The organism is Pandoraea sp. PE-S2R-1 (assembly GCF_002179865.1).
Classification (GTDB): domain Bacteria; phylum Pseudomonadota; class Gammaproteobacteria; order Burkholderiales; family Burkholderiaceae; genus Pandoraea.
In genome coordinates this window covers 15321-27927 of sequence record NZ_NGUR01000012.1, presented here as the reverse complement: position 1 = coordinate 27927, position 12607 = coordinate 15321, and the positions used below count along the sequence as shown (strand labels likewise).

The 12607-nt window shown below is 64.3% G+C and carries 10 protein-coding genes; 6 read left to right on the top strand and 4 right to left on the bottom strand.

The window, feature by feature from the left end; translation table 11 throughout:
- The first annotated feature begins 299 nt into the window (after nt 1-299).
- The 4 genes from tsaB to CDV44_RS15290 are packed head-to-tail and all read left to right on the top strand — an operon-like array spanning nt 300 to nt 3733.
- Nucleotides 300-1061: a tRNA (adenosine(37)-N6)-threonylcarbamoyltransferase complex dimerization subunit type 1 TsaB gene (gene tsaB, locus CDV44_RS15305; protein ID WP_087688811.1), complete on the top strand. Its 762-nt coding sequence runs from the start codon at nt 300-302 to the stop codon at nt 1059-1061.
- Nucleotides 1061-1540 (top strand): ribosomal protein S18-alanine N-acetyltransferase, encoded by a 480-nt coding sequence (gene rimI, locus CDV44_RS15300; RefSeq protein WP_087688810.1) that lies wholly within the window; start codon nt 1061-1063, stop codon nt 1538-1540. The genes tsaB and rimI overlap by 1 nt, the downstream gene beginning before the upstream one ends.
- Before the next feature lie 37 nt (nt 1541-1577).
- Complete coding sequence (locus tag CDV44_RS15295) at nt 1578-2639, top strand: uracil-DNA glycosylase family protein (RefSeq protein WP_371328772.1); 1062 nt, start codon at nt 1578-1580, stop codon at nt 2637-2639.
- The gene (locus tag CDV44_RS15290) at nt 2600-3733 is read left to right on the top strand and encodes a DUF1853 family protein (protein WP_170936001.1); all 1134 of its coding nucleotides are present in this window, start codon (nt 2600-2602) and stop codon (nt 3731-3733) included. Before CDV44_RS15295 ends, CDV44_RS15290 begins: the two co-directional genes overlap by 40 nt.
- A 29-nt stretch (nt 3734-3762) precedes the next feature.
- Here CDV44_RS15290 and thiD read toward each other — a convergent pair whose 3' ends face one another.
- Both thiD and lplT read right to left on the bottom strand, forming a co-directional pair.
- Entirely contained in the window at nt 3763-4608 is an 846-nt protein-coding gene (gene thiD / locus CDV44_RS15285) for a bifunctional hydroxymethylpyrimidine kinase/phosphomethylpyrimidine kinase (RefSeq protein WP_087688807.1), read from the bottom strand.
- Between the two features lies 1 nt (nt 4609).
- Nucleotides 4610-5902 carry a lysophospholipid transporter LplT gene (gene lplT, locus CDV44_RS15280; protein WP_087688806.1) on the bottom strand — a complete coding sequence of 431 codons (1293 nt, stop codon included), beginning with the start codon at nt 5900-5902 and terminating at the stop codon, nt 4610-4612.
- A 492-nt stretch (nt 5903-6394) separates the two neighbouring features.
- On the opposite strand from lplT, the gene alr reads away from it, so the two are divergent.
- Nucleotides 6395-7465 carry an alanine racemase gene (gene alr, locus CDV44_RS15275; protein WP_087688805.1) on the top strand — a complete coding sequence of 357 codons (1071 nt, stop codon included), beginning with the start codon at nt 6395-6397 and terminating at the stop codon, nt 7463-7465.
- An 8-nt stretch (nt 7466-7473) separates the two neighbouring features.
- Nucleotides 7474-8850, top strand: a complete 1377-nt coding sequence (radA, locus tag CDV44_RS15270) for a DNA repair protein RadA (RefSeq protein ID WP_058380337.1) — start codon at nt 7474-7476, stop codon at nt 8848-8850.
- Between the two features lie 144 nt (nt 8851-8994).
- On the opposite strand, the gene CDV44_RS15265 is transcribed toward radA, so the two are convergent.
- Both CDV44_RS15265 and cls read right to left on the bottom strand, forming a co-directional pair.
- Nucleotides 8995-10917 (bottom strand): ATP-binding cassette domain-containing protein, encoded by a 1923-nt coding sequence (locus CDV44_RS15265; protein WP_087688804.1) that lies wholly within the window; start codon nt 10915-10917, stop codon nt 8995-8997.
- Nucleotides 10918-11111: 194 nt separating this feature from the next.
- Nucleotides 11112-12539, bottom strand: a complete 1428-nt coding sequence (cls, locus tag CDV44_RS15260; protein WP_087688803.1) for a cardiolipin synthase — start codon at nt 12537-12539, stop codon at nt 11112-11114.
- Nucleotides 12540-12607 lie beyond the last annotated feature (68 nt).

Below are 12607 nucleotides of genomic sequence, written 5' to 3'. Positions count from 1 at the left end.
GTTTTCGTCGCCTGATGGGGTACAACATGGTGCCCCGAAAAGCGAAGCGCGAATTATACCTGATTTTTTTAGGAAATGCACGTTGGCATTTACACGGGGTGAAAAAGTCCAGTCCGGGTGCCGGTCTCTCCACTCACGCGGGCGTTCAGGGCGGGGTGCGCCGGTGAAGTCGGCGAGCGGAGAGAGCGGCGGTCCGGCGGTGTTGGCGGATGCCCGCTTGCCAGTGGACGCTTGCGATCTCTCGTTTTCCTGCGTCGATCCGCTAGGTTGCTCGCCGTGTGCCCGATTACAATAGCGCCATGTCTTCGATTACGCTTCTTGCCCTCGATACGTCGACCGAGTTTTGTTCGGTTGCCGTGTATCGCCATGATCCTGCCAGCGACGCACCGGCGCTCGTCGTCGAGCGTCACCTCGACACCGGTCCCGTCTCCAGTACCCATATTCTGCCTGCCGCGCGCGACGTGCTCCGCGAGGCCGGTCTTGCGCTCGCCGATTGCGACGCCATTGCCTTTGGCGCCGGACCGGGGTCGTTTACCGGCCTTCGCACGGCGTGCGGCGTCGCGCAAGGGCTGGCCTTCGGTGCCGGTCTGCCGGTCGTGCCGGTCGGCACGCTGCTGGCCTGCGCCGAAGCGGCCCGTGCGACGCACGTCGACACACAGCGTGTGCTCGTCGCGCTCGACGCCCGTATGAACGAGGCCTACTGGGCCGATTACGTCTGGGATGCTGCTGCCGGCGACTGGCGTGAAGCGCAAGCGCCTTCACTCGATGCGGCAGAGTTGGTGCGTGCCCCCGATGCGGCGTTCGTGGTCGCCGGGAATGCCGCCGTCGCGTTCGGCGATCGCCTGATTGCCGCCCAGCAGGCGCAGGCCGTGCTGGCCGACGCCATGCCGCGTGCCCGCTACGTGGCGACGCTGGCGGCGCGCGCGTTCGCCCGGGGCGAAGCGATTGCTGCCGATCAGGCCATGCCCGTCTATATCCGTAACAAGGTCGCCCAGACAACGGCCGAACGCGAAGCCATCAAGCAGGCGGCAGCCCAGGCTGACGGCAAGGGGGCGTCCTGATGCGTCAGACCGGCCCGAATCACTTCTCGCCGATGACGCTGGCCGACCTCGACGAAGTCATCGCCGTGGAAGTGCGCGCGTACCCGTTTCCGTGGACGCGGCAGAACTTCGCCGATTCGCTCGATGCCGGGCATCAGGGCGTGTGTCTGCGTGCGGTGGACGGCTCGCTGCTCGGCTATTTTCTGTTGATGCCGGTGGTGGACGAGTCGCATCTGCTCAACGTTTGTGTCGTGCCCGAGATGCAGGGCAACGGTTTGGGGGTGGCGCTGCTCGAAGAGATCGTGCGCACCTCGCGAGAGCAAGGCATGGGTGGCGTGCTGCTGGAAGTGCGGCCGTCCAACATGCGCGCGCTGCGCATTTACGAGCGTTTTGGCTTCGAACAGATCGGCCGGCGCAAAGGATACTATCCGGCCAGCGGGCGTCGCGAAGACGCCATCGTGATGCGCCTGTCGTGGGAGACCGATCGTGCCGTGGCCTAAAGCAATTCTGGAAGAGTTCGGCCTTTGGCCAGTATGGATGTCGCACGATGCGGTGGCTGCGGCCGCCGCTGATGCTGCCAATGCCGCACAAGAAGGGGACATCGCGACGCTGGAAGTGGCTGCGCCGGTGGCCACTGCCGAGCTCGGCACCGACGATCTGCCGCCTTGGGACGTCACGCCGCCGGTGGTGGCGCGCCCAGTGGCCCGAGCCAACGCATTCGATACTGCCCCATCGGATTCGCCGTCTGAACGGGCGACGCCTGTGCCGGCATATCGCGAGCCGCCTGCCGCACCGGCGGCGCGCGCCGCCAACCCGCGTCCGGTGGCGTCGAACCCTTCGGGCAATGCCGGCAGGGCGAGCGATATGCCGCCCGACGATGTCCCGATGTGGCTCGACAGCGAGGGCAATGGCGACGGCGATGCGGCGGCCGATGCCGCGCTGTGGTCGATCGTGCGCGATGGCGGTGCCGCAGACGCTGAGAAGCGTCCGGCATTGCCGGCGGTAGAAACACTGGATTGGGAAGCGCTTACCGAGCGTGTGGCCAACTGCCAGTTGTGCGGATTGTGCGAGAAGCGTACGCAAACCGTCTTTGGCGTCGGCGACCGCGAAGCTGACTGGTTGCTCGTCGGCGAAGCGCCGGGCCAGCAGGAAGATTTGCAGGGCGAACCGTTCGTGGGGCAGGCAGGCAAGCTGCTCGACAACATGCTGCGGGCGTCGGCGCTCAAGCGTGGTGAGAACGTGTATATCGCCAACGTGCTCAAGTGCCGCCCGCCCGGCAACCGCGATCCCGAGGCGGACGAGGTGGCAAGCTGCGAGCCGTATCTCAAGCGTCAGGTCGCGCTGCTCAAGCCGCGCGTGATCGTCGTGATGGGGCGCTTTGCCGCGCAGAGTATCTTGCGTACGCAGGCAAGCATTGCCAGCCTGCGTGGACGTGTGCACGAGTATGAAGGCGTGCCGGTGATCGTGACGTACCATCCGGCATATCTGTTACGCAGTCTGCCCGACAAGGCCAAAGCCTGGACGGATTGGTGCCTGGCGCGGGCCACCTACGAGGCGGTGTGCGAATCGACTCCGGCCAACAAGCCTATCGCGAACTGATCGCAACGCTGCGCGAGCCGCCGGTACGGGACCTCGCGTGGCTGCTGTTGTCCGACGATCTGCTCAGTGCTGCGCGGTTTCCGGCGGCGGTGGCGCACCTCGACGACGGGCCGGGCGCCACGGCGGCATTGCACGACTGGTTGCTCGCCTGCGATGCCGACGTCGAGCCGCTGCGCGAATTCATCGTGCAGCAGGGGCAAAGTAACCGTCTCGGCCGTTATGCCGAGCAGTTGCTGCATTTCGCACTGCTGCACAGCCCGTCGCTTGAGCTGCTGGCGGCGGGGCTGCAAGTGCGCGACGTCCGGCGCGGCAACATGACGCTGGGCGAGTGCGACTTCCTGCTGGAGCGACGCGCCGACCGGCGGTTGTTGCACTGGGAACTGGCCGTCAAACTCTATTTGTTCGTCCCCCCGGCCGGGCCGGTCGCGCAGGTGCCGCCGCTCGACGAACGCTCGCTGCAATTCCACTGGCTGGGTCCGAATCTCGCCGACAGTCTCGCCGACAAGGTGGCGCGGCTGCTCGGCCATCAATTGCGGTTGACTACCTTCGACGCCGTGCGCAGCGCGTTGCCCGCCGCCGGCCCGTGGTTGCCGCAGGTCTATCTCAAAGGGTGGTTGTTCCATCCGCTCACTCAGCCTTCCGTCTTGCCTCAAGTGGCCGCCGAGACGCATGGGCGCGGCTGGTGGGCGACGCTTGACGAGTGGTGGGTGCACGCGCAGCAGGCGGTGTCGGCCGGTGATGTGCAGGCCGACGAGGCGTGGGCCATTCTGCCGCGGGTGCGTTGGCTGGCGCCCGCGCGCGTGGCCGAACATGCGGTGTTCTCGCTCGAGGCCATGCGCGAGCGCATCGAGACCCACTGGCGTGAGCGAGGGGTGGCCGAGCCGTTGTTGATCGTGTCGTTGACGCGGGCGGCGCCGGTGGCAGGGGGTGCACCGACGCAGGGCGATTGGATCGAGCGCGAACGCGGTTTTATCGTGCCCGACTACTGGGCGCCGCGTGCGCGGCATCGTATCGAAGAATTGGCGGAGCGGGCCGATGCGGCGGCCCGTCGTGCGTTGGCAGCGAGTGCCGACGATGGCGCGCCGTCGCTTTAGACCGGTTAAGCCAGTGGGCCGGGCAGGGCTTATGCCTTCGGCCAGATCGCGTGGAAGTGATGCACGGGGCCGATGCCGTGTCCGATGTGAAGCTCATCGCTGGCGGCGAGCGCACCGTTGAGGTAAGCCTTCGCGTCACGCACGGTGCTCGACCAGTCGCTGCGGCGCGGGCGCAATGCGGCCAACGCCGCCGACAACGTGCAGCCGGTGCCGTGGGTGTTGTGCGCGGCGATGCGCGGTGCGTTGAAGCGCTCCACGCCCTCGGCACTCACGAGCCAGTCCGGGCTCAGATCGCCGCCCAAATGACCGCCCTTGACCAGCACGTTGCGAGCGCCCAGCGCGCGCAATGCCTGCGCCTGCTGTTCCATCTCGTCTTCGTTGGTGGCCGGGGCAACGCCGAGCAACGCGGCGGCTTCGGGCAGGTTCGGCGTAATCAAGTCAGCCAGCGGCAGCAGTTCGTCGCGCAACGCGGCGACGGCATCCGGTTGCAGCAGGGCATGACCGCTCTTCGAGATCATGACCGTGTCGAGAATCACGAAGCGCGGCCGGTACTTGCGCAGGCCGGCGGCGACCGCCCGCACCACCTCGGCGTTGGCCAGCATGCCGAGCTTGACGGCATCCACATCGAGGTCCTGAAACACGGCATCCATCTGTGCCGTGACGAAGCTCGCGGGCGGCGTGTGAATGTCGGTCACGCCGCGCGTGTTCTGCGCGGTCAGGGCGGTAATCACGCTCGCCCCGTACGCGCCGAGCGCCGAGAACGCCTTGAGATCGGCCTGAATGCCGGCACCGCCGCTCGAATCCGAGCCGGCGATGGTCAGCGCAATGGGAATGCCTGTGGAGGTTTGCGACGCGGACGACGATTGCGAATTCATATCAATGCTTGACTTCGCCAATGAGCGAGAGCGAATCGAATTCGCGCTGATTGGCCTGATGGCGCCTCATGACGAGCCACATCGTGCCCGACACGAACAAACCGAAGAGAACAATGACGATCCCGACCGGCACGTTGAACCAGATCAGCAGCGCATACAGGCACAGCATGATCAGCACCGACAGGTTCTCATTGAAGTTCTGCACGGCGATCGAGTGGCCGGCAGACAGCAGCACGTGGCCGCGGTGTTGCAGCAGGGCGTTCATCGGCACGACAAAGAAGCCGGCGAGCGCGCCCACGATGATCAGGAAGATATACGCAATGATCAGATACAGCGGCACCTTCCAGTGCTGACCGAACGGCAGCAGATCCTTCGAGAAGAAGGCCATGGCCATCACGGCAACGCCCATGGCGATGCCCACGGGCAGGACGGAGAGTGAGCGCTTGAGCGGGATGCGCGAGGCCGCGACGATGGCGCCAATGGCCACGCCCACGGCCGACACGGCTTGCAGAATCGCACCTTCCGACAGGGTCATGCCGAGGGCTTTTTCCGCCCAGCGCAGCACGATGAATTGCAGCGTCGCGCCAGCACCCCAGAAGAGCGTGGTGACCGCCAGCGAGATCTGACCCAGCTTGTCGCGCCACAGGGTGACGAAGCAGTCGGCGAAGTCGGAAACCAGCTTGATCGGGTTGCGTTCCTGGCGCGCGTAGCGGGCGCCGGTGTCGGGAATGCGCAGATTGAACAGGGCTGCGATTACATAGATGCCCATGATGATCACCATCGCAGCCATGGCCGGCGAACTGATGACTTCGGGCGTGCGCAGCAGAATCCATTCGGAGACGTGGGGGCTGATCAGCGCGCCGCCCAATACTGTGCCGAGAATGATCGAACTGACGGTGAGCCCCTCGATCCACCCGTTGGCCGCGACCAGTCTTTCTGCCGGTAACAGCTCAGTGAGAATGCCGTACTTCGCGGGCGAGTACGCCGCCGCGCCGAAGCCGACCACCCCGTACGCGATCAATGGGTGCGAGCCGAACAGCATCATCATGCAGCCGACCACTTTGATCGAATTGCTGATGAACATGACGCGGCCTTTGGGCATGGAATCCGCAAAGGCGCCGACATAGGCAGCCAGAATGACGTACGAGAGAACGAAGAAGAGTTTGAGCAGCGGAGTCATCCACTGCGGGGAATGCAGATCTTTCAGAAGTGCGATTGCTGCAATAAGCAATGCATTGTCGGCCAGCGACGAAAAAAACTGCGCGGCCATGATGGTGTAAAAGCCTTTCTTCATCGGTACTTGAGTCGATCCCGTGCGGCGTAAAACTTGCGTGTCTCGGTTGTCGGAATCCGCGGTGCCCGCGTCGGGCACCCAAACGGGATGAAACCGGGCTTAAACACAGGGGTATCTGCGCTCATCAAGCATGCATGTGTCGCTAATGGGCCGTATATTCGGCCTTGTAGCCCCCGTGTCGGGCGCCCGGTCGCCCTCGGTCTTTGACCGATATTGTTGTCGGGATAAAGATTTCGGCAAAACAAGTTGTGCGCACGGCTTTATAACACGAAAATATGCCGATGCGTTATGCCGCCGGCACCTTCAGGCATGCCTGAAACGCTGTGGTCCACCCTGCGTCATTTCCCTTCGCACAAAATCGCACCAATTCGCGCGGGGCATGTCAATGCAGTGTATTTGAACCGCTGCTTCAGTCAGTGCTTCAGCCAGTCCTTTGGCCGTGTTTTTGAAGCCGTGTTCCGGTGGCGCCTCTCTTCTGTCCTCAATCCTGCCATGCCTCGTCCGATCAAAGTTTCGATTCATACCGCAGCGCTTGCTCACAATCTCGATGTCGCCCGTCGCCACGCCCCCAACGCCAAGGTCTGGGCGGTGGTGAAGGCCAATGCGTATGGGCACGGCATTGAAAATGCCTATCCCGGCTTGCGCGATGCCGACGGCTTCGGCCTGCTCGATCTCGACGAGGCCGTGCGCGTGCGCGAACTCGGCTGGGCCGGCCCGATCCTGTTGCTCGAAGGGTTCTTCACGCCGTCCGATCTCGCCATCGTCGACAAGTACGGTCTCACCACGACCGTGCATAGCGACGACCAGCTGCGCATGCTCGAGACCACGCGCCTGACCAAGCCGCTCAACGTGCAACTGAAGATGAACTCGGGCATGAATCGCCTGGGCTTCGCTCCCGAGCGCTATCGCGCCGCGTGGGAACGTGCCCGTGCCATCCCCGGGGTCAGCCAGATCGTGCTGATGACGCACTTCTCGGACGCCGATGGCCCCCGTGGCATCGAGCATCAGGTGGCCGCTTTCGAGCGTGGCGCCCGCGATGTGCCGGGCGAGCGCAGCCTTGCCAACTCGGCCGCGACGCTTTTCCATCCGGAGACGCATGGCGCATGGGTACGCCCGGGCATCATGCTGTACGGCTCGTCGCCGAAGGGGCTCGAAGTCCCTGCCGCCGACCTCGGTCTGCAACCGGCCATGACGCTGGAATCGGAACTGATCGGCATTCAGGAAGTCCCGGCCGGCGGCACCGTCGGCTACGGCAGCCTCTTCACGGCCGAAGCGCCGATGCGTGTCGGGACGGTGGCTTGCGGTTATGCCGACGGGTATCCGCGCGTGGCCCCGTCGGGCACGCCGGTGCTGGTGGATGGCGTGCGTACGCAGATCGTCGGGCGGGTGTCGATGGACATGCTGGCGGTCGATCTGACGCCGGTGCCGCAGGCCCGCGTCGGGACGTCGGTGACGCTGTGGGGCCGTGGCCTCTCTATTGATGAAGTGGCGGCCTCGGCCGGCACGCTCGGCTACGAGTTGATGTGTGCCGTGGCGCGTCGCGTGCCCGTGCACGCGCACTGAGCGCGCGCATGGCCAAAGCCAAGACTGTCTATATCTGTACCGAGTGCGGTGGCCAGAGCCCCAAGTGGGCTGGCCAGTGCCCGCATTGCAACGGCTGGAATACGCTCGTCGAATCCGTGCCGGAAACGTCGACCGGCCACCGTTATCAATCGCTCGCCAAGAGCACGCCGATCCGCAAGCTCGCGGAGATCGAAGCCTCCGATGTGCCGCGCTTCTCCAGTGGTGTGAGTGAGTTCGATCGCGTGCTCGGCGGCGGTCTCGTCGCGGGCGGCGTGGTGCTGATCGGCGGCGATCCCGGCATCGGCAAGTCGACGCTGTTGCTGCAATCTCTCGCGCATCTGTCGCGCGAGCGTCGCGCGCTTTACGTCAGTGGTGAAGAGTCGGGCGCACAGATCGCACTGCGTGCGCAGCGTCTCGGTTTGGGCGCAGCGGGCGAGGGCGGTGGCGGCGATCTCGATCTGCTGGCCGAGATTCAGCTTGAGAAGATTCTCGGCGCCATCGAGTCCGAGAAGCCCGACGTGGTGGTGATCGACTCGATCCAGACCGTTTATTCCGAAGCCCTCAGCTCGGCGCCCGGTTCGGTGGCGCAGGTGCGTGAGTGTGCGGCGCAACTGACGCGTTGCGCCAAGCAGAGCGGCGTGACCGTGATTCTGGTCGGGCACGTGACCAAGGAGGGCAGCCTCGCGGGGCCGCGCGTGCTTGAGCACATTGTCGATACGGTGCTGTATTTCGAAGGCGACACCCATTCGTCGTATCGGCTGGTGCGTGCCTTCAAAAACCGCTTTGGTGCCGTGAACGAACTCGGTGTGTTCGCGATGACGGAAAAGGGATTGCGCGGCGTGGCGAATCCGTCGGCGTTGTTCCTGTCGCAGCACGAGCAGATGGTAGCGGGCTCTTGCGTGCTGGTGACGCAGGAAGGCACGCGGCCGTTGCTGGTCGAAGTGCAGGCGCTGGTCGATACCGCGCAGGTGCCCAATCCGAGGCGTCTGGCGGTGGGGTTGGAGCAGAACCGTCTGGCGATGTTGCTGGCGGTGATGCACCGCCACGCAGGCATCGCGTGCTTCGATCAGGACGTGTTCCTGAATGCCGTTGGCGGCGTCAAGATTACCGAGCCGGCGGCCGACTTGGCCGTGTTGCTCGCGATTCACTCGTCGCTGCGCAACAAGCCGTTGCCGCGTGGGATCGTGGCCTTTGGCGAAGTGGGGCTGGCGGGCGAAATCCGCCCGAGTCCGCGCGGGCAGGATCGTCTGAAGGAAGCGGCGAAGCTCGGCTTCTCGATCGCGATCATTCCGAAGGCCAACGCGCCGAAGCAGCCGATCGACGGATTGGAAGTGCACGCCGTCGACCGTCTGGAGCAAGCGATTTCGGTGGTGGCAGGTTTGTGATGCGGTGATGCGCAGCGAGTCGGCGATGGGGTGAGTTTTCCCGTCGTACAGACATCAACGCCAAGCATGAAAAAGGCCCGATCAGTGTTCGCTGACCGGGCCTTTTGTCTTTTCGTCTTTTTGCCTGTTCGTTACGGCGAATGCTCAGACGATCTGTTCCATCGCTTCCTGCGCTTCGAGCCATTCGGCTTCGATATCCGCGAGCTTCGCCGTGACCTCGGCTTGCTGCTTGAGGCTGTCGGTCAGCAGCGCTTTCTTCCCGTCTTCGTACGTACTGCTATCGGCGAGAATGGCGTCGAGCCGGGCTTTCTCGTCGGAGAGCTTGGCCATCGACTGTTCGAGCTTTTCGATCTTGCGCTGCAACGGCTTGCGCAGTTGCGACAGGCGCTGACGCTCCTGCGCTTCAGCGCGCTTCTGGTCCTTGCGGTTCACGCCGTTGTCATCGGTGTCGGCGCTGTCGCGCGCGGCGGCCCGTTGATCGGCGGCGTGTTGCAGCAGCCAGTCGCGGTAGTCGTCCAGATCGCCATCGAACGGCTTGACCTCGCCACCGGCCACGAGCAGAAACTGATCGGTCGTCGCGCGCAACAGATGCCGGTCGTGCGAGACGAGAATCAGCGTGCCGTCGAACTGTGCCAGCGCCATCGTGAGGGCATGACGCGTTTCGAGATCCAAGTGGTTCGTCGGTTCGTCGAGCAGCAGCAGGTTCGGCTTTTGCCAGATGATGAGGGCGAGCGCGAGGCGTGCCTTCTCGCCACCGGAGAACGGTGCGATGGACGACGTTGCCATCTCTCCCCGGAAGTTGAAGCCACCGAGAAAGTCGCGCAGTTCCTGTTCGCGGGTGTCGGGCGCGAGGCGTTGCAAATGCTGAATCGGCGAGTCGTCATGACGCAGCGTTTCAACCTGATGCTGCGCGAAGTAACCGATCTGCAACCCCTTGCCGGTCTTCACGTTGCCGGAGAGGGCATCGAGCGTGCCTGCCAGCGTCTTGATCAGCGTCGACTTGCCCTGACCGTTTGCGCCGAGCAAGCCGATGCGCTGTTCGTTCTGCACCGACATCGTCACGTGCGGCAGGATTACCTTCTCGCTGCCGTCTTCCAAGTGATAGCCGCAGCGAACGCCTTCGAGCACCAGCATCGGGTTCGGCGCACTGTCGGCTGAGCGGAATTCGAACGTGAACGGCGACGCCACGTGTGCGGGCGCGATCCGCTCCATCTTTTCGAGCGCCTTCATCCGGCTCTGGGCCTGACGGGCTTTCGTCGCCTTGGCCTTGAAGCGCGTGATGAACGATTCGAGGTGAGCAATCGTTTTCTGCTGCTTGTCGAAGGCGTTCTGTTGCAGGGCCAGTTGCTGCCCGCGAGTGATTTCGAACTGGCTGTAGTTGCCGCCGTAGCGCTTGATCTGCTGATTCTCGATGTGCAGCGTGACGTTACAGACTTCGTCGAGGAATTCGCGATCGTGCGAGATGACGACGAGCGTGCCCGGGTAACGCTTGAGCCAGTCTTCGAGCCAGACGATGGCGTCGAGGTCCAAGTGGTTCGTCGGTTCGTCGAGCAGCAGCAGTTCTGACGGGCACATCAGTGCCTGCGCGAGGTTCAGGCGCATGCGCCAGCCGCCGGAGAAGCTCGCGACGGGCATGGCCGTTTGCGCGAGCGTGAAGCCCAGACCCAGCAGCAGCGCCTCGCCGCGTGCCGGAGCGGTGTAGCCGTCGGCGTCGGCAAAGGCCGTGTGGGCTTCGCCTTGGGCGTGGCCGTCGTGGGCGGCTTCGGCTTGTGCGATACGGGCTTCGATATCGCGCAGGCGCGTGTCGCCGTCGAGCACGTAATCGAGCGCGGTGCGGTCGACGGCGGGCGTTTCCTGCATCACATGGGCGATGCGCCACGCGCCGGGAATGAAGACGTCGCCGCCGTCGGCATGCAACTGGCCGCGCAGCAGAGCGAACAAGGTCGACTTACCTGCACCGTTGGCCCCGACGAGGCCGACGCGCTCGCCCGGATTGAGCGTGACGGAAATGTCTTCGAAAAGCTGCTTGGTGCCGCGCGCGAGGGAAAGGTGTTCGAATCGGATCACAGCGAAAGGGGAGGCGAAATCGGGTAAGCGTCGAAAGCGTGACGGGCGTGGCGGACGTGGCGCACGACGCCGCGTCAGGTGCGACAAAGTCGCTATTTTACCGGGTGTGGAGGACACGCGGCATTTGTTGCCGGATTTGTTGACGGGTTACGCGCCCGGATGGCCCGCCAGCGCGTTGCGCTGACTACTCTGACTCAGAGAATCGGCGCAAACAACCGTGCCACACGCATGACGATTTGCCGCCAGCGGGGAATCTGCCGGAATTCGTCCTTGTCGAGCAGTGTCGCCTGATCGAAGTCGTGCGTGAGCATGTAGGCGACATCGTCGGCAAAGCCGCGATCCACCGTCAGCAGCATGAGTTCGAAGTTCAGGCGGAATGAGCGGTTGTCGAGGTTGGCGCTACCCACGGCGGCAGCGCTGTCGTCGATCAGCACCACCTTCTGATGGAGAAACCCGTGGTGATAGCGATACACCTTAATGCCGCTGCGCACAGCTTCGAATGCGTACGATGTCGTCGCCTCGAACACCACGCGGTGATCGGCCTGGTCCGGGACCAGAATTCGCACATCCACGCCTCGCAGTACCGCCAGACGCAACGCTGAAAACACCGCCTCGTCGGGCACGAAGTAGGGCGTGGTCAGCCAAACGCGGTGCTGCGCGGCGTTAATCAGTGTCACGAAGAACAGCGACGACGTTTCCAGCCGGTCGGCGGGGCCGCTCGGCACCACCTGACAGTGCATGTCCTCGCCCGACGCCACTGGATGCCGGTTGAGCACCGGTACGTTGCCGGTGCTCCAGTGCCAGTCTTCGGCAAACGCCCGCTGAATGCCCACCACCGCCGGCCCGCGCACCGAAATATGCGTATCGCGCCACGGCGCCAGTGGCGGTTTCTCGCCGAGGTATTCCACGCCGACGTTATGGCCGCCGATAAACGCCTCGTTGCCGTCGATCACGACGATCTTGCGGTGATTGCGGAAGTTGAGCTGGAAGCGGTTGACGACGATGCCGCGTTTGGCCGCGGCGAACTCATGCACTTCGACGCCACCCTTGCGCAGCTTCTCGCAGTAGCTGCGGGGCAGGTCGTGGCTGCCGATGCGGTCGTACAGGAAATACACCTTCACGCCGGTCGCGGCGCGCGCGAGCAAGCGCGCGGCAAGGGCCCGGCCGAGTGCGTCGTCTTTCACGATGAAGAACTGCACGATCACGTAATCGCGCGCGCGGTCGATGGCGGCGAAGATCGCGTCGAACGTGGCGCGGCCGTTCACCAGCAAGCGCACACGGTTGCCGGCGACGAACGACATGCCGGTGATCGACGTCAGTGCGCTGTATTCCGGATGCGCTTCGACGGCGACCGGCGGCTCGTCGCTGCGCTCGGTCTCGCCCATGCGCGATTGCAGGACTTCGTTACGCGCACGGCGTGCCTCGACATAGCCGACGAACTTGGAGCGGCCGAGAAACAGATAGGGGATGAGCGTGAGGTACGGCATCGTCACGAGCGAGACCGCCCATGCCACCGCACCTTGCGAGGTACGTACCGTCAGCACGGCATGTATGGCTGCCACCACGCCGAGCACATGAAGACAGGCGACGGCAAAGCCGACATCGAGCCAGTTGAGCGTCATGACCGACTGCCTTCCTCCATGCCAAGAGTCGCGCGGACCCGGGACCCCGAGTGTACCCGGGACGCGTG

Bases quoted from the DNA above. Each gene is read 5' to 3' on its own strand.
- tsaB (WP_087688811.1), top strand. From the start codon at position 300: ATGTCTTCGATTACGCTTCTTGCCCTCGATACGTCGACCGAGTTTTGT.
- rimI (WP_087688810.1), top strand. From the start codon at position 1,061: ATGCGTCAGACCGGCCCGAATCACTTCTCGCCGATGACGCTGGCCGAC.
- CDV44_RS15295 (WP_371328772.1), top strand. From the start codon at position 1,578: ATGTCGCACGATGCGGTGGCTGCGGCCGCCGCTGATGCTGCCAATGCC.
- thiD (WP_087688807.1), bottom strand. From the start codon at position 4,608: ATGAATTCGCAATCGTCGTCCGCGTCGCAAACCTCCACAGGCATTCCC.
- lplT (WP_087688806.1), bottom strand. From the start codon at position 5,902: ATGAAGAAAGGCTTTTACACCATCATGGCCGCGCAGTTTTTTTCGTCG.
- alr (WP_087688805.1), top strand. From the start codon at position 6,395: ATGCCTCGTCCGATCAAAGTTTCGATTCATACCGCAGCGCTTGCTCAC.
- radA (WP_058380337.1), top strand. From the start codon at position 7,474: ATGGCCAAAGCCAAGACTGTCTATATCTGTACCGAGTGCGGTGGCCAG.
- cls (WP_087688803.1), bottom strand. From the start codon at position 12,539: ATGACGCTCAACTGGCTCGATGTCGGCTTTGCCGTCGCCTGTCTTCAT.